Here is a 26,599-nt window from a genome sequence, read left to right on the forward strand (position 1 = left end):
ATCCCCAGCATGGCCGACACGGTAAAAGTCGCGTTAGATCGCGCCAGCGTGGCGATGGGCGACGACGTCGAGTCCCATCGCGTCTTCTGGGTCTTCCCCGACTCGGCCACCGTCGACGATTTGCTCGTCGAAGTCTCCCGCTACGTGCCGGGGGTTGCCGGACCGGCCGGGTGGATGGTCGACGTCAACACCGGTGACCGGGTGCGCCGACGCGACCTCGGCATCATCTACACGCGCGATGACCTCAGGCAAGAGGATCAGATCTGCCGATTGACGGCCGGTAACACAACATTGGGCGATCTTGCCCGGTGGGCAAAGGTGCCCGACCTTGATGTATACGCCCGGTACCTGACCTGGGACATGGGACGGCCGCTCGCACTGAGCGAGGTGACGGCCGCCGCCACCTATACGGGCGCCCAGCCGACCAAGCTGCAATCCGAGGCCGAGGCGCAAGCCAACACGGACTGGGTCTTGACGCGCGAACTGGATCGTCGCGCCGCCGAGGTCGCTGCGATGCGCCGCGACTGGATTCGCGCCAACATCATCACGGGAAGCACGCCACCCCCCGGGACCGACATTTTCATTGCACGCAATTTCCACTACTTGGCCGACCTACACTGCCCGGCCAGCATGGATGTGGCCGCGCAACTGCTGCTGGGAACCGACGAAGCTCAATACGAAAACCTCAGCGCGACAATCGATATCGACGCCCGCCCGGCGATGGTGACCCTGGCGATGGTGCTCGCGGCTTTCGAATGGCATACGGCCTACGGCAGCTGGCAAGCCGGCGGACGCCCATATCTCAAGCCATACTTCGAATACCTCTCCGGCTGCGGTTATCGGCTCTCGCCGATCGAACAAGTCATGGCCGGCCAGATCACGGCTGAGCAACTGAAATTCTCGCAAAGTGACATCGCCAGGCTGAACCGCATCCGGCAATTGCGGGATCTGCAATACCAGCTGCGGATGAACAGCTACTACGCCAAAACGCTGACCGAGGAGCAGTACCGCGCGGCTATCACCTCCGTCCACGCCGAACTCTCCGCCCTCGGCGAGTTGCCCGGGCCGATGTAAGCCCGCTGCGCGCGCGATGGAGCGTCAACGCCCTTAAGCCGGGACGTGGTCGGCGAGCTCGTCGAGCAAGGCGTGATTCAAGACGAATGCCAATTTGACCTCGCCGACGACGCGATCGATGTCGCCCGCGCTCGGGCTGAGCGCGTCGAGGCGGGCCCGATAGGAGTCTTTGTACGGCTTGGACCGCATCGGGAATTCGTAGAACGCCAGCCCGACGCCGCGCAGACCAAACGTGCGGTCGAGAGCCCCGCGAACGACCCGGCCCCCCGAAAGGTCTCCCAGGTATCGCGTGTAGTGGTGAGCCACCAGGAAGCCACCCCAGGTCAGGGTGCGGATGCGCGCGCTGTAAGCCTTCGCCGCGGGGGAGTCGATTTCGCGCGTGCCGTCGGGACGCCAGTGCCGCAGATCGGCGTCGATGGCGGTCAGCCGCTCCAACGCCGGGTCGTAGACGGCGGCAACCATGGGGTCGCAGCGGCGCGCCCGCATTACGTCCTCCAGGGCGGCGTACACCACGCGTAATCGAAGCAGGTATTCCGAGTAGCCCCGAACCGTAACGCGGCCAGCGAGCAATTCGGAGATGAATGTGCTCTGCTCGGCGGCGATGTGCTCGGCCGCTGATCCGTCCTTCATCGCGACCGACAAGGGGCGGCGTGTCGAGTGGACGAGCGGGCTCATGGCCAGCTCAGATTACAGCGGTGATCGCGGCGGACGGCGCGGCCGCGCGGGACCGCAACGCTTAGGCTCGAGTAATTGACACAGACGCAACCAGGGGAGCGCAGAGCCGATCACTTACTGGCGCGAGCATTGGGATACCACCCACGTCGCTGAGCAACTCGGCGTAGGGCCGCGCTCATGTTCGCGCCGCTGACCAGTTGAGCGACAGGGATTTGGCGCGACGAGCTAGCTGGATGCGCTGAGGATCTTGATCGCGAACACCAGCGAGTCGCCCGGCCGGATTCCAGCGCTGGGTTGGCCGTTGGGGTATCCATCCGCGGAAGTCATCGCGACACCAACCGTGGACCCGACCTTTTGGCCCGCGATGGCCTTCTGGAACCCGGGCACGACGCCGTTGAGCGGGAAGTCAACCGGGGCGCCCCGTTCGTAGCTGTTGTCGAACACCGACCCATCACGTCCGTTGACCCCCATGTAGCAGACGGAAACCCTGGCCGCGGCCGGGACCACGGGGCCGTCTCCCGCGTGCAGCGTGTGGACCTGGGTCTGAGTCACGCTGAACGGTGCCGTCACGTCCACGCGCGGTGCCGTCGTATCCGTGGATCCGGTAACCGCTACGCTGCCGGTGCTTCCCGCCAGCGTCCAGTCCGGCGTTCCGCCATTCGGTGCGGGTGCCGTCGGGCACGAGCCGGCCGCGGTTGCCGTGCCGGAGCCGACGAGGGTCAGGACGGTTGCCGCGACGCAGGCCGCGACGGACGAATGCACCAGGGAGGACTTCACGGCCGTCACGCTACAGCCAGTTCAGTTGTCCGTCGGCGGTAGCCCTGCGCCTGCTGATCAAGTGCAGAGGCTGGGGGCGTCGCACACGTTGCCGGGGCAATAGATCGAATGCGCCGCGTCGACCATGGTGCCGACGTCCAACAACGTCACGCCCCTCGCGTTCAAGTGGGCGTGAACGTCGTCGGCAATTTCTTGTGGCGTCCAACCCCAGGTGAGGTCGTAGCAGATGAGGTGCGCCTCGCCGATGAGCGCCTCTTCGGTCTGGGGCGGCCAACTGAGGCCGACGGCGCGCAGTTGTGCGAGGTAGGCGTCGTCCTGTGGGGTGGCGGCTGCAAGCGCAGCACTGCTGACCAGGGCAGCGCCGGCCATCACGGGGATGGCGAGTGTGGCCAGCCAACGAGGTGAGGGCATTTGATTCCCGTCCATTCTTCTTGGCGTTCGCACGGCCGCAAAAGTGTGCCGCCGCAAAGCGGCGCGGATATGAACAATAGCGAAGACCCCGAGGGCGGGTCCGCGTTCGCATTCACTATCGCTCCCGCGGTCCTTAGCCGGTCAGCGCAGCCACGCCGAGACCGGCAAATAGCGCCGCGCCACCCCCGCAGGCGATCGCGCCGGCCGGCGACAACGTCTGGCGCCGCATGCCGTTGACCGCTGCGACGACGTCCAAGGTGTCGACTAAAAGACCCAGTTGCAGAGCGCGCGTGCGCAGCCGAGGCGAGGCGGTATCCATGATGGCGATCGCCAGCGTTAGTTCGCGGGAACCGAACAGTCGAGTGGTCAGCGGCTGTTGACGGTCAGCACCCAGCCCGATCAGAGCCGCTGTCTTTTTCGGAGCAAGCCATGCGCTCACGCCTGTTACAAACCGCAATGCGGCGAAAGTGGGGAGTAGTACGCGGTTTCGGGTCTCGTTCATAACCCACCCTCTCAGAGTGAGGCTTCCATGGCTATTGGACCTGGTGCGGTGTCCTGCTCCCGTTCAGGGCCGTTATGGCCGAGAAACAGGTAAGCAAATTTGCACAACTACTTTTGCGGTGTGTCTTATCCTGCTTGCGAACCGCCCCCGGCAGATTGAGGAGAATGTTGTCTCTGACACGAAGCCGCATTGTGGTGGTCGTGTTGGCAACTATCGGGCTCCTCGCTTTCGCGACGATGCTGTTCATCTCGAACGGTGCCCCGGGCCACGGGCTAGTCGCCCCGGCAGGCTCCGTCGTCGCGGGCGTCTTTGCACTCGCATGTTCCGCCAATGCCGCGCGCGGTTCTCGAAGCCGCCAACGCCTTGCGTGGACCGTTCTTTCTATTGGGCTGCTCGGCTGGACCGCCGGCCAAGCAGCGTGGTGCTACGTCGCCGTCGGTGGCAGTCTTCCGGTCGCGGGCCTCTCCGCGGCCAACTTCGGCTACCTCATCTTGCCGCTGTGCGCGCTGGGGACCGCGGTCGCGATTCCCAGCCGGGATGACGCGCGATTTGGGATCGGCCTCCTGCTCGACGGCATCCTCGTCACGGCGTCGCTATTGATCGTTCTCGTCATCCTGACGTTGGGTCGCGCCGCGCACTCACCACAGACGGTCAGCGTCCCAGAGATCCTGCTGGCCACCGCGGCGGGCGTGTATGTGGGCCTTGTCGCCACGACCTTCGTCGTGGTGAGGAAGGCCGAGGCGGACCGCAAGCTTTCACCCACGCTGATGATGCTGGGATGGGGCACCATCGCAGTGGCCGGGGTGATCCACGTCGCAAAGGATTACGCCGACCAGGCGCCGAATGACCTCGTCGTTCTTGGATGGGCAGGCGGAATGTACTTCGTCGCGCTGTCCGGAATCACGTCTCAGCCCAGCCAGGAACCCGACCTCGGTTTTTCGCAGCCCTCTTCGAGGGCGTCGTTGTGGCTGCCTTACCTGCCCGTAATGCTGGCCATCGTCGTCGGCACCGTGCACTTTTGGCCCGCATACCGCAGCGAGGCGTTCATCTTCTTGGTTTGCGTGGTGCTTTTCGTCACCACCCTGGCCCGCCACATCCTGCTGTTGGAACGCAAACAACGTCTAGTTGCCGCGGTGTCTGACGCCGCCCTACGAGACCCGTTGACGGGGTTGGCAAATCAGCGACTATTCGATGATCGGCTAGCCCACGCGTTGCGCCTACACGTTCAGCACAGCGTGCCGGTCAGCGTGCTCACGCTGGGTGTGGATGATTTCCGGCTGGTGAACGACACGCTCGGTTATGACGTGGGCGACGAACTATTGCGCGCGGTCGGCAAGCGGATCCAGGCCAATGTCAGCGATGGCCATACCGTTGCCCGGATGGGCGGGGACGAATTCGCGATTCTGGTCGAAGACCGTCCCGACGCGGCAGCACACGTTGCCGATGTGCTAGCACGGTCTTTCCACGAACCCATCGAGATTGAGGATCACCGCCTGGACGCGCGCGTGAGTATCGGTGTGGCATCGGCCAATTCAGGGCTCATAACCACCCCCACGCCGGGTGATCTCCTCAGACAGGCCGATGCGGCACGATCCGTCGCCCGGCAGGCGAACTCGGCCAATGTTCGGACGTTCACACCCGAGATGGACGATCAACTTGGCGGGGCGCCGGCCTACGACAGTGCCATCGCGCGACTGCAGCTGCTCGGCGAACTGCGACGCGCCATTGAGAACGACTCGCTGACGCTGCTATACCAGCCGAAATTCGGCTTGATGACCGGTTCGGTGCGCGGAGTGGAGGCGCTCGTCCGATGGCAGCACCCGCGCTTTGGCGTGCTGAAGCCCGCCCAGTTTTTGCCCCTGGTTCGCGAGCACGGCCTGATGCATGCGCTCACGGATCTGGTGTTGTCGCGCGCCGTCGCCGACGCTGCCGCTTGGCACGCGGCAGGCGCAGCGATCCCGGTCGCGATCAACCTGGCGGCGCCCTCGCTCGACAAGGACGCGCTGCCCGACCGCATCATGTCCGTGCTTCACACATACGCAATGTCTCCCGGTTCTCTCACGATTGAGATCACCGAGGATCTGGTGGTGGCCGACCTGGCCAAGGCCCGCACGGTGCTAGATCGTCTCCGGGAGAACGGCATCCGGGTGGCGATCGACGACTTCGGCAGCGGCTATGCCACTTTGACCTATCTGCGCGAGCTACCGGTCGATGAAGTAAAACTCGGGCGCGAATTCATCGCGCCGATCCTGCACGACGACCGAGCCGCAATCATTACGCACTCGGTCATCGAGTTGGCGTCTGCGTTCGGCATCGTGACCGTCGCGGAAGGCGTCGAGGATCTCGCCACGGCCCAACGACTCAAGGACTACGGTTGCGACGCCGTACAGGGGAACTTCTTCTGTCGCCCGTTGCCCGCTTCCGAGATCCCGCGGGTCTCCGGTGTCTCCACGCTCGCGGCGCAATAGACGCCGTCTTTCAAACGGTGGCTTAGTTCGCGACCGATCGCTCCAGGGTAGCCAGCGACGCGGCTAGGTAGTCCTCACCGAAGATCGGCATATCGCCGACCCGGTCGCGGAACTCCTGCGGTGTGCCGCTCCAGTCATAGGTGAGCGTCACGTCGGTCTGGTTCCCGTTGGGTGCGAGGTCGTAGCGCCAAAACCAACCACCGGGATTGTGGTTGCCCGCGTCGTCGAGTACGCCCGGCATCCAGCAGATGGCACGGTCCGGGTCGAACACATTGACCAGGTTGTGGGTGACATAGTCGCCGCCGGCCCGGGTGAGGTACATGTTCATCGCGAACAGCTGTCCCGCGCGGGTGATTGGCGCGGTGTCCACCGCATCACGGACCCAGTCAGTGGGCTCGGTGTTCTGGTGCCGGGACGGGTCAGCGAGGACCGCGAAAATCTCGGCCGGCGTCGCGGCGATGGTGCGGGTGACGACGTAACGTTCGGCGGTTGGGCTCATTCGTTGTCCTCACTGGCGGGCCCGTAGGCGGCTGCGATACCGGGGGAGTCAAGCCAACCCGAGTAGGTGGGGCGAGAGGGCCAGCCTTCGGGCGAATCGAGCCATTCCTCCTGCCGGCCCCAGGGCAGGATGTCGATCAGACCAAAAGAGTGACTGAGCTGCTCGGTGCCCCGCCCATTGGTGTGCCAAGTCCTGTACACGGTGTCACCGTCGCGCAGGAACACGTTGACGCCAAAACCGCCGGCGGGCGGAGCATCCATGTCGGCGGCGAAGGGGCTCTGCGACGACGAGTACCACTCCATGCGGTTGCCGACCTTTCGCTTGTAGGCGAGGGCTTCGTCGATCGGTCCGTTGGTGACGATGACGAAACGGGCGTCGTAGTTGTCGAGGAACTCCAGTCGGGTGAACTGCGACGTGAAGCCCGTGCATCCGGCGCATTGCCACTCCGCGCCGTCCGACCACATGTGGTGGTACACGATGAGCTGGGAGCGGCCGGCGAACACGTCGGCAAGGCGGATCGGGCCCTCAGCCCCGATCAACGTGTAGTCGGCCAACTCGACCATCGGCAGACGCCGGCGCTGGGCGGCGACCGCATCCAATTCTCGAGTGGCGGCCTTCTCCCTTTTGCGCAGTTCGTCGAGCGCGGCGCGCCAGGTTTGTTGATCGACGACCGGAGGCAGGGCCGTGGCTTTGGGCGACATGGGATCCACCTTTGCTTTGAAGTCTTTTGTCCGAAAGGTCTGACTGCCGAAACGTCCGGAATTCATCGCAGACCGTCGCTGCCGCGGTGGTCATGACCGCGCCGCGGGCCCGATTCGAATAGACGACGAGGGGAGACCTTCTCGTTGTGGCGACGTTCGCGTCGATGGCCGCCATTACGATCGCGACGGCCGCTGAGCAAGGCCGGGTGCCGATGACGCCCAGCAGCGCCAACCGCTCGGCATCCGATTGACGTGTGATAGCGCCGATAGAACTGCTAGCAACGCTATTGACACCGCCAAGTTGCCGGGGTTAGCGTTGCTAGCAGTCATGGCATGAGGGGAGTTAGGGCATGGTTTTGGACGTCATGACCCGCGCCGCTGCACTGATCGCGGTGCTGGGGACCGCGGTGGTCTACGGAACCGACGTGTTCTGCGCAATCGTGCTGCGACCGGCATTGGCGGTGGTCGACGACGATGCCTTGGTCGTGGTCACGGGAAGGGTGCACCAATTTGGAGACCGGCGCATGCCTGTGCCCGGGGTGCTCGGGGTCGTCGCGACCGCGACGAGCGCGGTGCTGGCCACCGTGGCCGTGAATTGGGCGCAGGCGATCGCGGCGGGCGTCGCGCTGGTCGTGCTGTTGGTCTGGCTCGCGCTGTATACCAGGGTGAGCGCACCAATTAATCGGCGACTGACAGCGGCCGCGGATGCTAGTCGGCGACTACCGGATGGGCGTGCGCTGCAAGAGAAGTGGGACTCGATCATCGGCGCCCGCGCGACCCTTCAGGGCGTTGCAGTGGCCGCGCTATGCGTGGTGCTGATGATGTGACGTCCCGGCCAGCCCCGAGTTCGCCGCCGACATGACGGGGTTCGACGTCGGCGACATCGTCGACGTTCAAACAATGCTGCTTGACCCGACGCCGTTTTCACCGATTCACTGACGACTTCAGGAGCGCGCGACATGACCATGACAACCACCATCGGCTACACGCTCGCCGGACTCCTAGCCGCGGGCATCATCTTCATCGGCGCACGTTTCCTCGTCGCGCCGCGCCTCGCCGCCGCCGGCTACGGGGTGCTCCCGGAGGTGGACCGGCCGGGTGTGGGCGCGTACCTGAGCGTCAAGGGCGTGCGCGACATCGCCAGTGGGCTCTTCGTCATCATCCTGATGATCGCGGGCGCGACACAACTGGTCGGCTGGGTGATGTTGGCCGCCACCATCATTCCGCTCGCCGACGCGACCATCGTGCTCCGCAACGGCGGCTCGAAGTCGATAGCGTGGGGAGTCCACGGCGCCACCGCCGCCGTCATGCTGATCACAAGTGCGCTCCTGCTCGCGCATTAGGGGAGCGGGATGCGTGCCCGCGCCATCCGCCCCGATCGTTGAACTTGTTGCGGCGCAAGACCTTTAACCTGCCGCGACCCCGAGGGGCGGACCCACGGCGGGGGTGGTGGTGGTGGGTAGGCATCCGGTCGCTGAAGCGGCGGTAAAGGCGAGCATCAACGCGACGACGAGCTTCGTGACTAGACGTGACATGGCGACTCCATTCATCCGGCCCCTCGTCAAAACGTTAGACGGAGCGGCGATTTATTTCAACCATTATTGAAATAGTTCGGCTCTGCAGGCATACTTCCTATGCGGACAGATTGATCGGTCGCACAGCAGGAGCGCTCAGCGAGCGTTGGGCGCATTAGTGTGTGCGCTGATGTGGCAGGCTTTGTCGTTCCTGCCGGAGAGCCGGAGCCACGGATGGAGAAGGGGTGTCACTTGACGTCGAAGGTTCCGCCGGTCAAGGTCGCGCGAGCCGTTGAACGTGCCCGCCACCACTTGTCGCGCCTGCGCCAGCGCTCCGCACCACCTGCCGCAGTGATGATGGAATTGATTCTGAACGCGTGGGTGGCCCAGGCGATCACGTCCGCGGCGGACCTTGGGGTAGCGGATGCTCTGGCGGACGGCCCCTTGTCGGGCGAGCAACTGGCCGACCGGGTCGGTGCCGACGCCGACGCGCTGAGGCGACTCATGCGCGCGTTGATCGGTATAGGGATTTTCCGCAAGGGCAGCGACGGGCGTTACGCACTCACGCCACTAGCGGACACGCTGCGCACCGACGCGCCGGTCTCAATGGCCGGGATGGCGCGGTGGGTCGGCTCACCTCAGCATCGCGAGCACTGGAGCCACCTGACCGACGCGATTCGCACCGGAAACCCGGCGCTCCCAGAGCTTCGCGGCAAGCCAGCGTTCGAGTACCTGGCCGACGAACCGGAGTTGGGTGAAATCTTCAACTCCGCTATGACCAATGTGTCCGAGTTTGCGAACGTGCCCCTGACGGCAGCCTACGATTTCGGTGCGTTCGGGACGATCGTCGATGTCGGTGGTGGACACGGTCGGCTCTTGGCGGCGATCCTCGAGACGGCTCCGAATTCGCGCGGCGTGCTGTTCGACCTTCCGGAGGTCGTGGCCGGCGCCGCCGAATTGTTTTGTAAGTACGGTGTCGATGGCCGGGTCCGGATCGAAGAGGGCTCGTTCTTCGACTCCGCGCCGGAGGGCGGCGACGCGTATGTGCTCAAGAACGTCATCCACGACTGGCCCGAGGAAGATGCGGTGCGCATCCTGAAGAACGTCCGCGCCGCGGCCCGCACCGGAGCGCGCCTGCTGCTTTGCGAGTTCGTCATCCCCGACCATGACCGCGACTTCCACGGCAAGTGGGTTGACATCGAAATGCTCATCGTCGCCGGTGCGCGCGAACTCACCGCCAACGAGTACGACCGGTTGTTCGACCAAGCCGGTTTCCGGTTGAATCGCATCGTTGATACCGTATCGCCGCTGAGCATCATCGAGGGGATTGCGGTGTAGCGGGCGCACTTTGGCGCCTGACCAGCACGCCCAATGCCGAATCCGCAGGGGCTACGGAGGGGCGACTATTCAGGGACTTTCGGAGGTTTGCGATGAGACAACCCAACGACGACGCCTGGGGTCCGGCCACCGGTGTAGGAACCACGGCCACGATGGCAGCGGCGGCAAGGGCAATCGCCACCAGGGATGGGGTCATCAACGATGTCTTCGCCGAGCCGTTGGTGCGCGCGGTCGGTGTGAATTTTCTGACCCGCTGGGCTACCGGTGAGCTGGTCGCCGCGGATCTCGACACCGAGGGCAGCCCATGGGGTCTGGCGCAGATGCCTGCATCGATTGCGGCCCGCACGCGATACTTCGACGAATTCTGTGCCGATGCCGCCGCGGCGGGCATCCGCCAAGCCGTCATCCTCGCCTCGGGCTTGGATGCTCGCGCCTATCGACTGGATTGGCCGAATGGGATGACGGTGTTTGAGATCGATCAGCCGGCCGTCATCGAGTTCAAATCCACGACGCTGGCCGGACTCGGCGCCGAACCGGCGGTCGCTGTGCGTACGGTCGCGACCGACCTGCGCGAGGACTGGTCGACAGCATTGAAGGCGGCGGGCTTCGATACCAGTAAGGCCACGGCGTGGATCGCCGAAGGTCTCTTCGGCTATTTGGCACCCGAGGCTCAGGATCGGCTGCTCGATGCCATCACCGCACTCAGCGCGCCAGGTAGCCGCCTCGCAAGCGAGGCCGTGCCGAATACCGGCGACATGGACCCCGATGCAGCGCGCGAGCGCATGCGCGAAGCGACGGCCAAGTGGCGCGAGCACGGCTTCGAGCTCGACTTCGACGTAATCGAGTTCGAAGGCGAGCGCCGCGACGTCTGCGCGTACCTTGACCCGCGCGGCTGGACATCGGTCGCAACGCCGATGGCCGAGCTGCTCGCCGGTCATGGGTTGGGGGCGATAGCGCGCGCCGACGATGACCGACAGACGATGAACGGCGTCACCTACTACACGTCGACGCTGGGCACGGGCCGATAGGGCGCCTACGGGCCGTTAGCGGCACTCACCGCCATCCCGCCGTTATCTGTCTTCCCGGCGCTCAGGCGGGGCAGGCGCGTGCCAGCGTCGCCATCTCATCGCCGAACTCGTGGTTCACCCGGGCCGCCGCTTTCGCCGATGGCGGCAGGTCCACTTTCAATGGGTCTTGTTCGCCGAGTTCGCCGTTCATCTGATTGGCGTCTTTCATGAATTCTCGGGCCAGCGCCGCGGCTCGTTGCGCGTGAGCCGACAGGCCAGGCTCGGTCACCTGGTTGGCGCGTTGCTGCAGGCCGTCCAGCCATGCCTGGTAATCGGCGTCAGAGGGCACCGAGTCTTGTTCGTAAGAACCCGGGGGCGCGAACCGCGTCTTGGCTTTCAACGAGGCCTGCATGTCGCGGTTGTAATCGATGAATTGCCGTACACGCCAACAAGGTTGCGCCCGCTCATCGATGTGCCACGCGACGACCAGACCCGCGGCGGCCGCGGCTACGCATAGCATCATCAGCAAGCGCCGGGCGGTCCTACGGGTACGGAGACTGTTATTGGCCACGCGACCAACCTAATTCCTTGATCGGGCCGCGCGGAACAAGTCGGTGCAGTTCATTCGCCGCTTCGCCACGGCGGATGCGAATGCGAGTGATCAGCCGCCTGGGCCCGGCCCGTCACGCGTGGGGGCAGAAAATGCCCAGTATCTGTTGGCAGTTGTCCTTATTGATGAGCCCCGGCGGTGGTGGGGGCGGTGGCGGAGGCGGGTTGTCGCCGTCCCAAATGTTCTGGGCGACATTGCCCTGTCCGAAGTAGACGTAATAGTAGGTGTGGCAGATGTTGTTGTCCCAAATGACCGGATTAGTGACGTGGTTACCGGTCGGCGGGAGTGGCTCCCCTGGGCACCAGCGGTGCGGGCCGCCATCGGCGTTGGCGGTTCCTGCGGCGAGCCCGAGTCCCGCGACACCCAAACCGCCGGCCAACAGGGCGGTGGTTGCTACTCGCACGATTCGTCGCATCATGGTGGTCCTCTTCTGTCGGGGTGGCGGCCAGCTTTCGGCCGCCTTCGCGTTGAAGTGAATAACGGGCCCCCAGCTACCGATCTCAACTTGGCCAGGGGACGCCATGCCCGGGGCGCAGCCGGAGAAGACCACCCCCACGGCGAGGTGGGCGGTAGGGGAGCCGCCAACCGGGCATAGTCGGCGCGGAAAACGACTCTGTGTTGTGACCGTTAAGGATCGTTACCGCAATTGTGATGAATGCACTCCTATCTTTGGATATACGAGAAGGCCGACGCTTTCGAACCAAATAACGCCTATCGGCGTCCGCAAGCCTGGGGGGCTGATATGACCATCGCAATCGCCGCGCACGACCCGGTCGAGAAAGACACGGCCTACGGGCATGACGATGTCATCTCTGCGGTCGCAAGAGTCAACGCCATTGCGTGTCGAGGGGACACCGTTCTCGTCGAATTGAAGCCGCGCTGGCGACCTACCGAAGAAGAGATCGTGCGCGCGGCGATCACGGTGATTTTGGTAGCCCTCGTGGCGGTGATCGGCGTCGCCGCGGGCGCGATCCTGACAATGGGTTAGCAGCGGTGCCGGTCAGGACGCGATGAACTCGAGCAGATCCGGGTTGAGGACGTCCGCGTGCGTGGTCAGCATGCCGTGTGGGTAGCCGGCATAGGTCTTCACGGTGCCGTTCTGCAGCAGCTCGACCGCTCGGGGCACCGCGCTGGCGAACGGAACGATCTGATCGTCATCGCCGTGCATCACCAGGACGGGGACAGTGATAGCCCGCAGATCCTCGGTGTAGTCCTGCAGCCAGGCAAACACCGTCTCATAGTGAGCGTGCGCGCTGCCCGACATGCCCTGTCGCCACCAGTTCGCGATGACCGCCTCGGACCGCTCCACCCCCGGTCGGTTGAATCCGTAGAACGGACCCTCCGGCACCGCGCGGAAGAACTTCGATCGGTTTCCCAAGACACCCGCCTGCACCGCGTCAAACCACTCCCGGGGTTGCCCGCCCGGATTGCTCTCGGTCTGCATCATGCTCGGTGTCGGGGAAGACACCAGCACCGCCTTGGCGACCCGCTCCTGGTGGCGCGCCACATAGCAGGCCACCTCGGCGCCGCCGGTGGAGTGTCCAACATGGACGGCCTCACGAAGGTCGAGCTGCTCGGCCAGCGCGGCCAGGTCGGCCACCCAGTGCTCCATGTCATTGCCGGTCCCGGTCTGCTCGGATCGGCCATGCCCGCGCCGGTCGTGAGCGACCACCCGATAGCCCCGGTGCAGCAAGAACATCATCTGCGCGTCCCAGTCGTCGGACGTCAGCGGCCAGCCATGACTGAAAACGATCGGCTGGCCAGAGCCCCAGTCTTTATAGAAGATCTCGACACCGTCCGACGTGGTGATGGTAGGCACACTCGTTCCTCTCGCAGTCGCCTCTCTCGCGGGCGCTCCCCGCGATCGAGTGACAGTCAACCGCAGACACGTTCTTCCTGCGAGCTCTCCCGCAAGTCGACGATGCGAGCTATGGCGCGTCTTCACGCTTGCGTTGCGACGATGACGACCTGGGCTAAGCACGAGGTGGTTATGCAGACGAGCGGGGGAAAGGCTTGGGCCGCAAGCGAAACCACATGGAGTAGCGGTGGTCAGGCAAGCAACAGCAATGATTCCTGTGTTGGAAACCGAGTACTTACCGGTAATGCTGCACATTCGATTCCGGAATATTCACCGGGGTAACTGCGAGGGCGGTGGAGCGGTTGGCAGACGGTATGGCCGGCAACCGCTTTCGGAAGTCCGGCGGCGTGGGGTCACAATAGGCCGCTTTTTGATTGAACGCCGGGGGTTGGCCAGGTAAGCGATAACGGTCCAGCGGTCAGCATGTTCTGCGAAGATTGAGCGTCAACGCCGCTGGTCGGAGGGGAAGCGTTGTCGTCTCAGAGTCGCCGCTTGGGCTTCGGGCTATCTGTCGTCGCCGTCGCTGCGGCGGCGTTGAACGCGCTCGCCCCCTGGGGAGTGGCTATCGCGCAACGCGTGCAATTTGTCCTCGAAGCAACGCTGTGTGTCGGCGCATTACTCGTTGGGTTTGTCGTCGTGGGGCGAGTGGCAGGCCTCTCGAAGTGGTGGCGAGTAGCCCTGTTGGCGGCGATAGCCACATTCCTGACCGCCGAGTCTCTCTCGCAGCTAGGCGGTCCCGCCGACCGCGTCAGAACAGCCCCGGAGCCTGCCGTCGTCGGCTACTTCGTCGCAGGACTCTTGTTCGTCGTCGCGATGCTCCTGCTGGTGCGTGCCGGCCGTGACCACGACGTCCGCACCCCGGTGCGCACGTGGCCGGGGGTCATCACGACCGTTCTCGACGGACTAGTGAGCGCGCTCGCGTTCTTCCATTTGGTGTACGTCGCTCGACTGGGCGCCATGGGCGGCGCCGCGCTGCCGCGATCGACCAATACCGCTGTCGTGTGGGGGATTGCCGCTGTCGAGCTCATCACGGTGGTGGGCGCAGTCCTCCTTGCGATGTGGTACCCGCCGTACCGGCCGGGCCGGGCGAACTACATGCTTCTTGCGGCCGCGGTGATCACCCTCACGTCCTCTGACAGGCTGCTCGCGTATCTGCGGAGTGTCGGTATTACGACGCTGGATCTGTGGGTTGGCGTCGGATTCGTCCTAGCTCCGCTGTTGATCGCATGGAGCCTGCTCGTCCTGCCTCCGCGGCCCCGCCCTCACGACGACGAACAGCCAACCAACTGGGCACGGCTAACGCTGCCGTATGTGGGGTTCATGGGCAGCACGGCCCTACTCACGTTTCAAGTGCTGGTGGGACGGGGGATCGACCCGCTCTTCGCCGCCACCTACTTGGCGTTGGCGCTGCTTGTCGCGACCCGCTACGTGGTAGCCATGCGGGTGCAACGCATGCTGACCGAACAACTTGTCGCCGCGAAGCGCCGACTTGCCTATCAGGCCCACCACGACGCACTGACCGGCCTGCCGAATCGGTTGCTGTTGGCCGAACGGTTGGACGAAGCTATCCGCGACGGCCCGTTCGTGCTGATCTTCGTCGACATCGACGACTTCAAAGAGGTCAATGACCGTTTCGGGCATGCGGCCGGCGACGAGTTGCTGTGCGCGATCAGTGCGCGTCTGCAAGATTGCCTCGGCCAATCCGACACGCTGGCGCGGATCGGGGGAGACGAGTTCGCCATCCTCACTGCCGGTGCTGTCGACGCACCGGAGATGGTCGCCGACCAGCTCCGGGTGGCTCTTCGAAGTCCGTTCTCGGTGCACGGGACATCGGTGCGGGTGCGTGCGAGCATGGGCCTGGTCAGTCGCGGTTACCACGACGCTCCGCCGACCTCCGACGATCTGCTCCGGCAAGCCGACATCTCGATGTACACCGGGAAGCGGCTGGGCAAAGACACGGCCGTGGTGTACCGCCCGGCATTCAGTGCTTCGGAAGATTTCACGACAGCGCTGCGACAAGCGGATGACGCTGTCCCGCAGGGATTTCAGCTCAAGTACCAGCCAGTGGTCACCCTGCCAGACGGCAGGCCGGTCGCGGTCGAGGCACTTGCGAGGTGGACGGCGCCGAGCGGGGTACAGATTCCTCCCGAAACCTTCGTCTCGCTTGCCGAAGCCAACGGAATGGGGGCGCAGCTCGATGCCCTGGTGCTCGATCAGGCCTGCGCGCAAATCCAAAGCGCGGGCCTCGATCTGAACCTTCACGTCAACATCGGCGCCGCGCGGCTCGGCAGCCGTGATTTCGAACGTGCCGTCAGCCGCACCCTCGCGCGGCATGGGTTGTCGCCGCATCGTCTCGTCCTGGAAATCACCGAGACCGTTCCCATCGTCGATCTCGCTGAAGGAGCGGCCGCCATCAGACGTTTGAACGAACTGGGCATCGCGGTGGCCCTGGACGATTTCGGCACGGGTTTCAACTCACTGACCTACCTGCACGAGCTACCCGTGCAAGTCGTCAAGCTCGACCGTGGCCTGGCGGCGGGCGTCCAACCGGGACGGAACCTCACGCTGTACCAGTCGGTCATCGGATTGTGCGAAGCACTGGGGCTCAAGGTGATCGCAGAAGGGATCGAAACCGCCGAGCAGGCGGAGACGGTCTTCATGGCCGGCTGCCGATTGGCGCAGGGCCACTTGTTTGGGGCGGCCTCCGCGCTAGCCGATATCGCCTCGTCTTCCATGGGCAGGTGAGTCCGTTACGGCGGTTGCGCGGCACGTCACCGTTCGGCTGCTCAGAATTTTCGACGTGCGGTGTTGGACCTGATTCGGGAGAGTCGAACACACCGCGGGTGCGTTCTCGTGACGTTGAAGTCAGAGCTGGATCTGCCCGCCGTCCACAGTGAGCTCCGCACCGGTTAGGAAGCTGCTCTCATCCGAGGCCAAGAACAGCACCGCCGACGCGATCTCCTCGGGGCGTCCCAGCCGCTTCATCGGTACCTGAGCGGCCATGCCGTCGAGTAGATCCTGTTTCTGGTCAGTCGGCGCCAGGCCGGTAAGTCCGGGGGTTTCCACGGGGCCGGGAACGACGGTGTTGACCCGGATCTTGCGGTCGGCCAGTTCCGCGGCCCAAGTGCGGCCGAGGGACCGGATGGCCGCTTTGGATGCCGCGTAGAGACCGAACGCAGGTACGCCCTGGGAGGCGGCGGTAGATCCGGCGAGGACGATCGCCGCCCCCTCGTTGAGCAACGGCAGCGTCTTCTGCACGGTGAACACCGTGCCGGCAACGTTTCGGTCGAAGTTGTCTCGGTAGTGTTCCGGGGTCACATCGGCCAGTGCGGCGAAATCACCGCCGCCCGCGTTAGCGAAGACAACGTCAAGGCCTTTGCCATACGCTGATATTTCAGCGGCCAAGGTATCTAGTTCTTCTGGCCTACTGACATCGCTCTGCACAGCGTGGACGCCGATCGACGCGGCTGCCTCGTCGAGGCGGGCGCGATCGCGGCCGGTGATGAAGACATAGGCGCCTTCCTCAGCGAGGCGCTTAGCAGTGGCTAGGCCTATACCCGAGGATCCACCAGTGACCAGTGCTGTTTTGCCGTCGAGCTGTCCCATGATCGTGGCTCCGTTCTTTGTGTGTCGATGCGCTACCTCGGGTAACCAAGGTGATACATCACCTATTCCGGCGGGTCCAACACCGTCCACAGCCGATGGATCCGTTCATCGGATATTTCGGCCACGTCGAAGCCCGATGCCACCGCGGTATTAGCGTCAGGGGCGCGTAGCTCCCATGCCAAAAAACCCAGCCCACGGGTCTGGCGGACCGCACCGGCCTTGATGAAGTGCAGGCCGCGCAGCTTTTCTTGCAGCTCGGCAGCTTTGGTGTTCAGTTCGTCATGGCCGGTGGCCACGCCTTCGTCGTCGATCCATTGCACGTTGTCCGCGTAGGTGGTCGCGATCGCCTCGGTTCGCCGCTGTGGGTCGCGCTCATTGAACACGGCCAGCAGGTTGGCTTCCATCAGGCGGGTGATGATCTCGCTCACGTGGCACTCCGGTAATAGGTGATGTTTCACCTAACTTAGCACGCACTACCTCATCGCGGGTGGCAGCGAGCTGTTGTGATCGAGGTTAACGTGAATGTGCTCCAGTGCAGCGGTCAGCGGTGCGAGCAGGTTCTCCGGCAGGGGATCGAAAAACAGGGTGCGTACCAGGTTTACATGGCCGGGAGCGGCCTCGACTAGAGCCTGCCGCCCCCTCGGGGTGAGTACAACATGGGTGGTGCGGCCGTCCTCGGCGCTGGGGCGCCGTTCGGTGAGGCCGCGATCCTCCATGCGCCGCAATTGATGTGACAACCTGCTGCGTTCCCATCCGATCTGGGCTGCGAGATCGCTGACACGCATAGCCTCTTCGCGGTCACCGCTGAGTGCGACCAGCACGTCGTAGTCGGCCAGCGATAACCCGGATTCGGCCTGCAGCTGGCGGTTCATCTCGTAGTTCATCCGTAGCTGCACGCGCATGTAGGCCACCCAGGCGCGCTGCTGCCTCGGGGTCAGCCACTTCGGCTTAAGTGATATATCCCGCACTCGTCTTGGCGTCACATTGTCAGTATGACGGCCCAATGGGCTCGGCACGGGTGATCGGCGAAGGCGTCCCAGGCGCATCCGCCCATCACACGATGTTCTCGCCGGCCGGCGTTCTTGAGTGGACCGAACCACATGCGTAAACGATGGGGCGGGGGAGCGGTCGATGTTGCCGTACCAACCGGTGATTTTGGTGGCCCTTGTGGCGGTGATTGGCGTCGTTGCGGGCTCGATCTTCACAATGGGTTGGCAGCGGATAGGTCCGGAATCGGCCGTTGCGGGAGTTTCCCCAAACCGTGTCAGCAGTGGACTATCGTGTTGCTGAATGCTGCCGTCGGGAGGTTTCCATGGAAGGGACCCCGTTCGGCCGGTACCGATTAATCAATTTGCTCGGCCGAGGCGGCATGGGCGAGGTCTGGCGAGCCTATGACACCGTCACCGATCGGATAGTCGCGCTGAAAGTACTCCCTGCGCACTTTGCTGCAGACAAGACGTTTCAACAGCGATTCCGTCGCGAGGCCCACTCAGCGGCACGGTTGAACAACCCTCACGTGGTGCCAATTCACACCTACGGCGAGATCGACGGGCGGCTATTCGTCGACATGCGCCTGATCGAAGGGCGCGACCTGGCAACCGTGCTGGCCTCCGGTTCAATGTCTCCGTCACGCGCGGTGCACATCGTCGAGCAGGTGGCACACGCCGTATATGCCGCGCACAAGATTGGATTGGTGCATCGGGATATCAAGCCCTCCAACATCTTGCTCGATGAAAACGACTTTGCGTATTTGATCGATTTCGGGATCGCGCGCGTTCTCGGCGAGACCGGTCTGACTGGTACGGATGCGGTGGTCGGCACGCTGCGTTACATGGCACCCGAGCGCTTCAAAGTCGGTGAGGCCGATGCACGCTCGGACATCTACGCGCTTGCTTGCGTGCTCTACGAATGCTTGACGGGAGGCGCCCCATTTCCGGGTGACAGCATCGAGCAACAAGTGGCAGGGCATCTGTCGGCGCCGCCGCCGCGCCCTTCTGACTCCGGCGCACCGCCGGCATTCGATGCGGTCATCGCGACTGGCATGGCCAAAGACCCTGCGCAGCGCTACGCCACCCCGGTCGATATGGCACGAGCCGCGCGCGATGCGATCACGGTGCCGCTACGCCTACCGGACCCGAATGCGCAGTCACCCACCGCCACTGCCCCCATTCAAGTGGCCTCATGGCCGAGTGAGCCAACACAGCAAGCGCAGAAACCATTGCACCGCGATCCGCGGCAGGAGATAGCGGAGAACCGCAAGCGCGCCAAGCGATCTTGGGTGGTCGCCGCCGCGGTTATTGGATTGGTCGTGGCGTTGGGGGGCACGAGCCTATACCTTCTGCGCCCCCACACATCAACGGCTGGATCTACGCAGACGACGGGATCTGCGACGGCGGCCCCGCTGTCGGCGCCGAGCGGGGGAGGCACGCCCAGTTCAGGGGTCACCGCAGTGCCGAGTGGTCCACCGACGATCGCCACCTCAGTACGGGTAGGCAATGGCGCCTTCGGCGTCGCAGTCGACTCCGCCGGACACACCGCCTATGTCGCGAACACCGGTTCCAACTCCGTGTCGCTGGTCGATACCGGCAGCCGTACGGTCACAACCACCATCGCTGTAGGGCGCCACCCGGTGGGTGTTGCCGTTGACCCATCGACCCGGACCGTTTACGTGACCAATTATGACGACTCCTCGGTGTCGGTCATCGACATCGCCAACGGCACGGTCATCGCCAGAATCACAGTCGGCAGCCATCCGGGTGGAGTAGTGGTCGACCCGGATGCCCGGATCGCCTACGTCACTAACGGTGATAGCGCATCGGTGTCGGTCATCGACGTGACAACGCATGCCGTGACCGCGACGGTGCCTACCGGAAAAGGTCCAAGCCGCGTAGCCATCGACCGGACCGCTCACCGCTTGTTTGTCACCACTGCCGATCCAACGGTGACGGTTGTCGATACCACGAACCGAACTGTCATCGGTTCCGTCGCACTTCGCGGCCGCCCGGCAGGCATCGCAATCGATACCGGATCGCACACCGCCTATATCGCAAGCGGCGACGATGCATCGGTGTCCTTCGTCGACACCAACAGTCTCAGCGTCATCGCTAGCGTCCCTGTAGGGCAACGCCCCGCGGGTGTGGCGGTGGACCCGCCGACGAACACCGCGTACGTGGCCAACTACAGCGGTGCGTCCGTGTCGGTGATCGACACCACCAAACGCATCGCCACCGGAATCCTTGCCGTCGGAAACAATCCGCTCGCCATCGCAGTCGACCCAACCACGCACTTCGCCTACGTCAGCAGCGACCTTAACCATGGCTCGTTGACAGTGATCGAACGCTGACGTCGGGGCGCTGACGGGTGGATTTCATCGCACACCGGTGGATCTTCACTCGGCGCTCTGGCTTGCCGTCTACGACCGCATTGTAAGTTCGTTCGGGCGGATCGCCTGCGCCGTCAAGTGATTCGGTTTGAAGTCCCGTCCGGGCGACGAGGACAGCCGCAACTCGACCCACCACAGGAACTCGCGAGAGGAAGCCTATGAGAACGATCGCAAACCGCCACGCGGCAATCGCCGGCCTGGCCGCCGTCGCGCTAATCGCTGTGGGCTGCAGCAATGGCAAGAGCGTAGACGCGTCGGCACCGCCTCAGGTCGGGGTGAGCGCCACCTCCACGTCGAAAGCCCCGGCGCCGCCCACCGAGGTGAAGCTGATAGGGGAGCGCGACGTCGAGGTGACTCTGACCGGCCCGATCGCGGTCAAATACTCGTCGGCAACCGAGGATCAGAAGAAGGCACTCGGCAAGCCGCTCACGGGTGACCGCAACGCGGGGACGCGGGACAGCGGCGTGGTGTTCCAGCAATTCCAGGGCGGCGCGATCACCGCCAGGAACGGTGCGGCCGGCACGCCCGCCTACATCATCGTGGGCAAGATCCGGGAGGCCTGGAATGTCCCACGCGGCCCGGACGGCACGCCGGCGGTCACCGGCACTAACGGTTCGGCAGGTCCGCTGGGCTTGCCCACCAGTGACGTGAACGCCGTCGGCGACCTGCAGGTGTCGACCTTCGAGCACGGCAAGATCGAGTACAACCCGGCGACCGGCCAGGTCGCGGTGACGGTAAACGACAAGGTCGTGCCATCCGGGCTCTAGCTCGAACGGGGGACAGCGCCCTCGCCGCTACCGCACATCGCCACTGGACGGATCGCATGGAGGTTTCCACTGGCCGCAATCGGGGGCCAGGACGTCGTTGACGTCGACTTCGAGCCCGCCGACCTCGGCCCGGGATTGGCCGACTCATCCCACAATCGCCCGCGCAGCGCGCTCGGCGATGAGCATCACCGGCGCGTTCGTGTTGCCGGAGATGATGGTGGGTATAGCCGACGCATCGACGATTCGAAGGCCGGCAACGCGGTACACGCGGCAGTCGGTGTCGAGCACCGTGGCAGCCGAATGCGGCCGCCCGCGAGCGTCAAAAGCTCCCATCGCGCAGGTACCCACAGGATGGAAAATAGTCGTACCGAGTTCGCCGGCCGCCTTCTGCAGCGCTTCATCGCTCACCACCTGCGGCCCCGGAAGAAACTCCTGCGGGCGGTGGCGGGCGAGAGCCGGCGCCGCCATGATCTGCCGGGTCATCCGGAGGCCCCGCACGGCGATTTGACGATCGGCGTCAGTCGACAGGTAGTTGCAGAAGATTTTCGGATAGATGAGGGGATCTGCACTGGCCATCCGCACATGGCCTCGCGAGGTGGGTCGCAAATTACAGACCGAGGGAGTGATCGCTCCAAAGGGGTGCAGGGGTTCGCCGAACTTCGGCAACGACAAGGGCTGCACGTGCCACTCGAGATCGGCACTTCCCAGCGCGGGGTCGCTCTTGGCGAAAGCCCCCAGAGTGGAAGGCGGCATCGTCATGGGCCCTGACCGCAACAGCAGGTACTGAAGTCCCATGCCCGCACGAGTGATCCAGTTCCGGTACAGGGTGTTGACGGTCGGGGCGCCCCGGACCCGGTAGACCGTTCGAAGCTGGAGGTGATCCTGAAGGTTTTCGCCCACTCCTGGCAGGTCGACGTCCACCGGCACTTGATGCTGGGCGAGCAGGCCGGCTGGGCCGAGACCCGAGACCTGCATCAGATGCGGCGAGCCAATAGCCCCGGCGCTCAAGATCACCTCGCGATGGGCTCGGACGTCGACAATGTGGCCGGCTTTGAGCAACCGCACCCCGATGACGCGGCGCTGGGCCGTCGTCCACGCACCGCGACGCTGGTCCTCGTGGACCTGGTCGTCCATCAGAAGCCGCAACGCCTGAGTTTGCGTGTAGACCGTGAGATTCGGCCGGTGGGTGATGGGATGCAAGAAGGCATCGGCCATCGACCAGCGCCGGCCGCGCCGTTGGTTGACGTGAAAGTATGCACAGCCGGCGTTGTCGCCCTGGTTGAATTCATCGATCGGGGAGATGCCCACCTGGGCGGCGGCGGCTTGCCAGGCGTCCAGGATCTTCCAGCGCACCCGCGGTAACTCGACGCGGATCTCACCACCGGCGCCGTGCCAGTCGTCGGCTCCGCCGTAGTAGTTTTCCAATTCTCTGTAGATTGCCAGTGTCTCGCCGGGACTGTCCGGGCCACCCCAGAGCCAGCGCTCGTCACCGGTGGCCTGTGCCCAGAGCTCGTAGTCACTTGCCTGTCCGCGCATGTGGATCATCGCGTTGATCGAAGAGCAGCCGCCGATCACCCGGCCCCGCGCGTAGTGAATGCTGCGGCCGGCAAGGCCGGGGTCGGCCTCGGTCGTGAAGCACCAGTCGGTGCGGGGGTTGGCGATCGTGTACAGATAGCCCACCGGCACCTTGATCCAGAACCAGTCGTCTTTGCCGCCGGCCTCTATCAAGAGGACACGGCGATCAGGGTTGGCGCTGAGCCGATTGGCGAGCAGGCAGCCTGCGCTGCCTGCTCCCACGATGATGAAGTCGAATTCGGCGATCGGGCTCATTCCGGTATCGGCCCTCCATAGCGTCGGGTGCGAGTCCTAGTGTGCGCGACGACCACCACATCTCGTCGAGGAATGATTGGCCTTGAACCTGCACGTCGTCTTCGACGTCTGAAAATTGTTGTGGCACGCGCAAAAACGGAATCTTGCGAGCAAAATCCTCCCGCGTGCCTGAAACGAGAGACGTCTTCCGTCATGAAGGCAGCTCGACTGCGGCTCACAGGGTTCGCCGCAGTATGGGAGGTCTCGCACTCGTATCTTCGAGGCAAGCGATGGCCAGCACAAGCAGGCGAGATGATTCACCTCCGGCAACACGCAATGCGCTACTGGTAACGCTGCCGTATTCGATTCCGCCGTATTGCTTAGCGCAGGTGACGTCTTTCTGCCCTCTGCGGGGGTGGTGCGGCCGGATGGTTTAGCTGCCGAGTTTGATTCAGCTGCTTATCGGTGCGCTGCTAGAGGCGCGAAATACGGCTGCATCTGCTCCCGATCACTTCGCTCACTTCATCGAACGGCGGCGGCTGCTCTATCGGTTGGTTCGGACCGGCACGATCTCGGTGCGGGCGATGGCGGCGTCGCGCTCGGCGGCCAGGGCGGTGCGTCGTGCATCGACCATGTAGCCATCCATCGCCGCCTGCGACGCCCATTCGATCAGGTGGATCTCCAGCGGCCGGCCACCCGCGCCGTCGGTGCGGTCCCGGCGCAAAACCTCCCCGTTGTGTTCAGGCACGAGCGCTAGCACTGTGTCCTCGTAGCCAGATAGGGCTTCGTCCATACCGGGGCGCGGCCACAGAAACACGTACATGGTTAGCGTCACATCCGAGTGGTGTGCGGCACTGAACGCCGGGCCTCTACTCATGTGAAGACTTTACGTGCCGGTCTGAAGTTATTTGGTGACTCGATGCTCGTCTCGCGGCTGCTGGTTCCCAACACTTCAGAGAGCCGGGGACCCTCTAACGGAAGGGACCTACTCCATGGCCGGCAACCCCGGCCGCGGAGACGGGACGGGGTTCACGCGCCTGCGCTGTGACCTTGAACTCGAAAGATGGCGCCGACGATACGACGAGCTGCCTGCACCGGTTCAAACTCGATCTGGGAAAAGACCGCTGATCGCGGAAGTCGGGTAGCTGGACGGCGATCAGCGATTGGCAGCAGATGGCAGGATGCCGGGTCGAGGTGGCAGTCCATTCACGGGCATCTTTTCGGTATGAACCCGCGGTCCGATGCAGAACAGTTTGTCACGAGATTTGCCGACTTCTGGCGCCATCCATCGCCGCAACGGTTGCCGGGCCTGCTGCATCCAGATGTCGTTCTTGTGCAACCGCTCGCACCGCGCACGGTCGGCCTCGAGGCCGCACAAGCACAGTTTCACCGTTTGTTCTGCAGCCTTCCCGATCTGACTGCCGATGTCGATCACTGGAGCGGCGACAACGACATCGTTTTCATCGAATTTCGGCTTCGCGCTAGCTTCGGACGCGACGTACTGGAGTGGCCTAGCGTCAACCGGCTGCGACTTCGGGACGGGAAAGGGGTCGAGCGGATCACCTACTTCGACCCGCTGGCCGTGCTGCCAATCCTGCTGCGCCACCCGTCGATAGCGTGGCGCTGGCACCGCTTCAAAGTGCGTTAGACGGAATGGACGTCTGTGTGGCTTCGTACAGCAGCCAGTTGCGTCCGAAGATATGGAGGTTTCCGGCTCTGTACATGCCGATCTTTGTTAAAACCCGTTGCGATGAGACGTGTTTGGGGTCGACGATGGCGAGTATGCGTTCGGTTCGATTGTCTAGCGCCCATGTCAGACAAGCTCTGGCGGCTTCGGTGGCGTAGCCATGGCCCCAGTATTGGCGGGCGAAGTGGAAGCCCAGCTCGAGGTCTGTTTGGTCGGGCAGGAATTGCAGTCCGCAATCACCAATGAGCCGGCCCGATTGAGTGAGTGTGACCGCCCATTTGCTGACGCCGTGGCGGTCCTGGTGGTCGATCAGTTCGGTTACTCGTTGGCGCGTTCCGGCGCGGTCCCGGATGCCGCCGGGGACGAACTGCGTGGCTTCGGGGTCGGAGTAGATCGCGTGCATGGCCTCAACGTCGCCGATGTGCAAGGGGCGGATCGTGAGCCGAGGTGTGTGGATCGACAGTGACGAATCGGGATCGGTGGTCATGACATCACTTCTGTGGGACCAGCACCTGTGTCTGCCGCTGCAGCCCGGTGCCGAGGTCACCCCGCTGAACCGGTATCAGCAAGCCGGGGGAGCGTTGGTCTCGGTTAATGCGGGATATTCGCCTCATAGCCTTCAGGACACGCTAGCGCTGTTGCGGCACTACCGTGACGCGGTTGCGGCGCAGCCGGGGCTCGAGCTGGCGTCCACCGCCGACGACGTCGCCGCGATCACTGGCGGCGGCGACATCGCGGTCGTGTTCGACCTCGAGGACTCGCGCCCTCTCGACGACGACCTCGATAACCTCCTCGTTCTGGCCGGCCTGGGCGTGCGCACTCTGCTGCCGACCTACAACCACGCCAACCGGGCTGGTAGCGGATGCCTGGATACCGAGGATGCCGGCCTGACCGCGTGGGGACGGGCCATCGTCGGCGGGCTCAACGAGGTTGGAATCGTTCCTGACGGCTCGCACTGCAGCGCGCGCGCCGGACTCGACATGTGTGAGACCTCGACTGGGCCAGTGATTTACAGCCACTCGTGTATGAAAGCTATCTGGGATCACCCCCGCAACATCAGCGACGATCAAGCCCGGGCGTGCGCGGCTACCGGCGGCGTCATCGGTATCACCGGCGTGGGTATATTCCTCGGACCCAACACCCCCACGCTAGAGGCCATGACCCGGCATCTGGAGTACGCCATCGAGCTGGTCGGCATCAACCACGTCGGCATCAGCAGCGACTTCTCCTTCGACTACGCCGATTTCATCGCCGAACTCACCCGCAACCCGCAATTGTTCGATGCCAGCTACACGCACTGGGGACCGATCCAATGGATGCCCCCTGAAACGCTACTGACAATCGGCGAACACCTGAGTCGGCGCGGCTGGACTGACACCGACATCCACGCCGTCCTGGGCGGCAACTTCAGCCGAGTAGCTCAAGCCGCCTGGCGCACTTAGCAGTCAGAATCCATCGCGGGTGGGCGACCAGTCACTTGTGAATCGTGGATAGGCGATGCCGGAGGAACTTGACATAATGTCGCTTATCGGCACAAACCGATATCCGGTGACCATCGACTGAAACATGACAATCCCTGGAACCACAGCGTTTGTCCTTTGATGGCATCGCAGGCATGTCCCGGCAACTCCTGACGGACGGTCGGTCGGTCGCACTCGAGGAACCAGTCATCGGGTTGGCCAGTCGCGCATGCAACGGGGTCGTCGCCTTACCTCTTTCGCCTTCCCGGCGGGACGCGTACTAATACGTCACGGTGACGAATCGCAATGGGCCCCAAGCCGTTTCCGAATCTCAGCCTGGCAAGGCCACGGGCCATCGCTCAGCATTTCCGTAGCGTCGAGCTTCACGAAGACCCACCGGCGCAGGTGTTCAGGCTGAAAGGCGTTGTGGCAGTGCGGCACCGCCCGACGGCGG

27 protein-coding genes and 1 pseudogene are annotated in these 26,599 nt (G+C 64.1%); 12 read left to right on the forward strand and 16 right to left on the reverse strand.

The genetic code is table 11. The annotated features are described in order from the left end of the window. The first annotated feature begins 9 nt into the window (after positions 1-9). On the forward strand, positions 10-1,074 hold the full coding sequence (locus A5697_RS08705; RefSeq protein ID WP_068009719.1) for a hypothetical protein: 1,065 nt from the start codon (positions 10-12) through the stop codon (positions 1,072-1,074). Positions 1,075-1,107: 33 nt separating this feature from the next. Here A5697_RS08705 and A5697_RS08710 read toward each other — a convergent pair whose 3' ends face one another. The 4 genes from A5697_RS08710 to A5697_RS08725 all read right to left on the reverse strand — a co-directional run bounded on the left by A5697_RS08710 (position 1,108) and on the right by A5697_RS08725 (position 3,439). Then, entirely contained in the window at positions 1,108-1,749 is a 642-nt protein-coding gene (locus tag A5697_RS08710) for a heme oxygenase (biliverdin-producing) (RefSeq protein ID WP_068009723.1), read from the reverse strand. Between the two features lie 225 nt (positions 1,750-1,974). Beyond that, positions 1,975-2,535: an FKBP-type peptidyl-prolyl cis-trans isomerase gene (locus A5697_RS08715; RefSeq protein WP_068009725.1), complete on the reverse strand. Its 561-nt coding sequence runs from the start codon at positions 2,533-2,535 to the stop codon at positions 1,975-1,977. A 48-nt stretch (positions 2,536-2,583) separates the two neighbouring features. Then, positions 2,584-2,895, reverse strand: coding sequence for a DUF732 domain-containing protein (locus A5697_RS08720; RefSeq protein WP_082953303.1), 312 nt, complete (start codon positions 2,893-2,895; stop codon positions 2,584-2,586). Between the two features lie 175 nt (positions 2,896-3,070). Next, positions 3,071-3,439, reverse strand: a complete 369-nt coding sequence (locus A5697_RS08725) for a hypothetical protein (RefSeq protein ID WP_068009727.1) — start codon at positions 3,437-3,439, stop codon at positions 3,071-3,073. Between the two features lie 200 nt (positions 3,440-3,639). Between A5697_RS08725 and A5697_RS08730 the strand changes: the two genes are divergently transcribed. Further along, the gene (locus tag A5697_RS08730) at positions 3,640-5,907 is read left to right on the forward strand and encodes a bifunctional diguanylate cyclase/phosphodiesterase (RefSeq protein ID WP_231972013.1); all 2,268 of its coding nucleotides are present in this window, start codon (positions 3,640-3,642) and stop codon (positions 5,905-5,907) included. 22 nt (positions 5,908-5,929) lie between these two features. On the opposite strand, the gene A5697_RS08735 is transcribed toward A5697_RS08730, so the two are convergent. Beyond that, positions 5,930-6,406, reverse strand: coding sequence for an SRPBCC family protein (locus tag A5697_RS08735; protein ID WP_068009731.1), 477 nt, complete (start codon positions 6,404-6,406; stop codon positions 5,930-5,932). Beyond that, positions 6,403-7,107, reverse strand: a complete 705-nt coding sequence (locus A5697_RS08740; RefSeq protein WP_068009732.1) for a DUF899 family protein — start codon at positions 7,105-7,107, stop codon at positions 6,403-6,405. Before A5697_RS08740 ends, A5697_RS08735 begins: the two co-directional genes overlap by 4 nt. Positions 7,108-7,457: 350 nt before the next feature. Here A5697_RS08740 and A5697_RS08745 point away from each other — a divergent pair, with 350 nt between their 5' ends. From A5697_RS08745 to A5697_RS08765, 4 genes are all read left to right on the forward strand, one after another. Further along, complete coding sequence (locus A5697_RS08745) at positions 7,458-7,934, forward strand: DUF1772 domain-containing protein (protein ID WP_068009734.1); 477 nt, start codon at positions 7,458-7,460, stop codon at positions 7,932-7,934. A 132-nt stretch (positions 7,935-8,066) separates the two neighbouring features. Continuing rightward, positions 8,067-8,450, forward strand: a complete 384-nt coding sequence (locus tag A5697_RS08755) for a DUF4267 domain-containing protein (RefSeq protein WP_068009736.1) — start codon at positions 8,067-8,069, stop codon at positions 8,448-8,450. 405 nt (positions 8,451-8,855) lie between these two features. Then, positions 8,856-9,959 carry a methyltransferase gene (locus tag A5697_RS08760; RefSeq protein WP_068009738.1) on the forward strand — a complete coding sequence of 368 codons (1,104 nt, stop codon included), beginning with the start codon at positions 8,856-8,858 and terminating at the stop codon, positions 9,957-9,959. Between the two features lie 92 nt (positions 9,960-10,051). Continuing rightward, positions 10,052-10,987: an SAM-dependent methyltransferase gene (locus tag A5697_RS08765; RefSeq protein ID WP_068009740.1), complete on the forward strand. Its 936-nt coding sequence runs from the start codon at positions 10,052-10,054 to the stop codon at positions 10,985-10,987. A 61-nt stretch (positions 10,988-11,048) separates the two neighbouring features. Here A5697_RS08765 and A5697_RS08770 read toward each other — a convergent pair whose 3' ends face one another. Beyond that, entirely contained in the window at positions 11,049-11,378 is a 330-nt protein-coding gene (locus A5697_RS08770) for a hypothetical protein (protein WP_231972014.1), read from the reverse strand. 271 nt (positions 11,379-11,649) lie between these two features. Then, on the reverse strand, positions 11,650-11,991 hold the full coding sequence (locus A5697_RS27065; RefSeq protein WP_231972015.1) for a hypothetical protein: 342 nt from the start codon (positions 11,989-11,991) through the stop codon (positions 11,650-11,652). Between the two features lie 327 nt (positions 11,992-12,318). Between A5697_RS27065 and A5697_RS08775 the strand changes: the two genes are divergently transcribed. Then, positions 12,319-12,564 carry a hypothetical protein gene (locus A5697_RS08775; RefSeq protein ID WP_068009744.1) on the forward strand — a complete coding sequence of 82 codons (246 nt, stop codon included), beginning with the start codon at positions 12,319-12,321 and terminating at the stop codon, positions 12,562-12,564. Between the two features lie 12 nt (positions 12,565-12,576). Here A5697_RS08775 and A5697_RS08780 read toward each other — a convergent pair whose 3' ends face one another. After that, positions 12,577-13,395: an alpha/beta fold hydrolase gene (locus tag A5697_RS08780; RefSeq protein WP_068009746.1), complete on the reverse strand. Its 819-nt coding sequence runs from the start codon at positions 13,393-13,395 to the stop codon at positions 12,577-12,579. Between the two features lie 531 nt (positions 13,396-13,926). On the opposite strand from A5697_RS08780, the gene A5697_RS08785 reads away from it, so the two are divergent. Next, the gene (locus tag A5697_RS08785) at positions 13,927-16,179 is read left to right on the forward strand and encodes a bifunctional diguanylate cyclase/phosphodiesterase (protein ID WP_231972016.1); all 2,253 of its coding nucleotides are present in this window, start codon (positions 13,927-13,929) and stop codon (positions 16,177-16,179) included. A 120-nt stretch (positions 16,180-16,299) separates the two neighbouring features. Here A5697_RS08785 and A5697_RS08790 read toward each other — a convergent pair whose 3' ends face one another. From A5697_RS08790 to A5697_RS08800, 3 genes are all read right to left on the reverse strand, one after another. Beyond that, complete coding sequence (locus A5697_RS08790) at positions 16,300-17,040, reverse strand: SDR family NAD(P)-dependent oxidoreductase (protein ID WP_068009752.1); 741 nt, start codon at positions 17,038-17,040, stop codon at positions 16,300-16,302. A gap of 62 nt (positions 17,041-17,102) precedes the next feature. Continuing rightward, positions 17,103-17,468, reverse strand: coding sequence for a nuclear transport factor 2 family protein (locus A5697_RS08795; RefSeq protein ID WP_231972017.1), 366 nt, complete (start codon positions 17,466-17,468; stop codon positions 17,103-17,105). 45 nt (positions 17,469-17,513) lie between these two features. After that, positions 17,514-17,942, reverse strand: coding sequence for a MarR family winged helix-turn-helix transcriptional regulator (locus A5697_RS08800; RefSeq protein WP_082953307.1), 429 nt, complete (start codon positions 17,940-17,942; stop codon positions 17,514-17,516). A 368-nt stretch (positions 17,943-18,310) separates the two neighbouring features. On the opposite strand from A5697_RS08800, the gene A5697_RS08805 reads away from it, so the two are divergent. Beyond that, the gene (locus A5697_RS08805) at positions 18,311-20,383 is read left to right on the forward strand and encodes a serine/threonine-protein kinase (protein ID WP_156673222.1); all 2,073 of its coding nucleotides are present in this window, start codon (positions 18,311-18,313) and stop codon (positions 20,381-20,383) included. A gap of 197 nt (positions 20,384-20,580) precedes the next feature. After that, complete coding sequence (locus A5697_RS08810; RefSeq protein ID WP_068009758.1) at positions 20,581-21,189, forward strand: LGFP repeat-containing protein; 609 nt, start codon at positions 20,581-20,583, stop codon at positions 21,187-21,189. Positions 21,190-21,216: 27 nt separating this feature from the next. On the opposite strand, the pseudogene A5697_RS28735 reads toward A5697_RS08810, so the two are convergent. From A5697_RS28735 to A5697_RS08820, 3 genes and pseudogenes are all read right to left on the reverse strand, one after another. Further along, positions 21,217-21,329: pseudogene (locus tag A5697_RS28735) on the reverse strand (twin-arginine translocation pathway); the annotation flags it as partial. A gap of 4 nt (positions 21,330-21,333) precedes the next feature. Beyond that, positions 21,334-23,019, reverse strand: a complete 1,686-nt coding sequence (locus A5697_RS08815; RefSeq protein WP_068009760.1) for a GMC family oxidoreductase — start codon at positions 23,017-23,019, stop codon at positions 21,334-21,336. Between the two features lie 523 nt (positions 23,020-23,542). Beyond that, positions 23,543-23,875: a hypothetical protein gene (locus tag A5697_RS08820; RefSeq protein ID WP_231972018.1), complete on the reverse strand. Its 333-nt coding sequence runs from the start codon at positions 23,873-23,875 to the stop codon at positions 23,543-23,545. Positions 23,876-24,223: 348 nt separating this feature from the next. On the opposite strand from A5697_RS08820, the gene A5697_RS08825 reads away from it, so the two are divergent. Continuing rightward, complete coding sequence (locus tag A5697_RS08825; protein WP_068009765.1) at positions 24,224-24,646, forward strand: nuclear transport factor 2 family protein; 423 nt, start codon at positions 24,224-24,226, stop codon at positions 24,644-24,646. Here the strand turns inward: A5697_RS08825 and A5697_RS08830 are convergent. Next, a complete protein-coding gene (locus A5697_RS08830) occupies positions 24,633-25,172 on the reverse strand; it encodes a GNAT family N-acetyltransferase (protein WP_068009767.1) in 540 nt (179 codons plus the stop codon). The two genes, A5697_RS08825 and A5697_RS08830, sit on opposite strands and share 14 nt — an antisense overlap. On the opposite strand from A5697_RS08830, the gene A5697_RS08835 reads away from it, so the two are divergent. After that, a complete protein-coding gene (locus A5697_RS08835) occupies positions 25,171-26,127 on the forward strand; it encodes a dipeptidase (protein ID WP_068009777.1) in 957 nt (318 codons plus the stop codon). The genes A5697_RS08830 and A5697_RS08835 overlap by 2 nt on opposite strands. Positions 26,128-26,599 lie beyond the last annotated feature (472 nt).

The sequence above is a fragment of the Mycobacterium sp. E3251 genome (assembly GCF_001666835.1).
In the GTDB taxonomy this organism is placed as follows: Bacteria; Actinomycetota; Actinomycetes; order Mycobacteriales; family Mycobacteriaceae; genus Mycobacterium.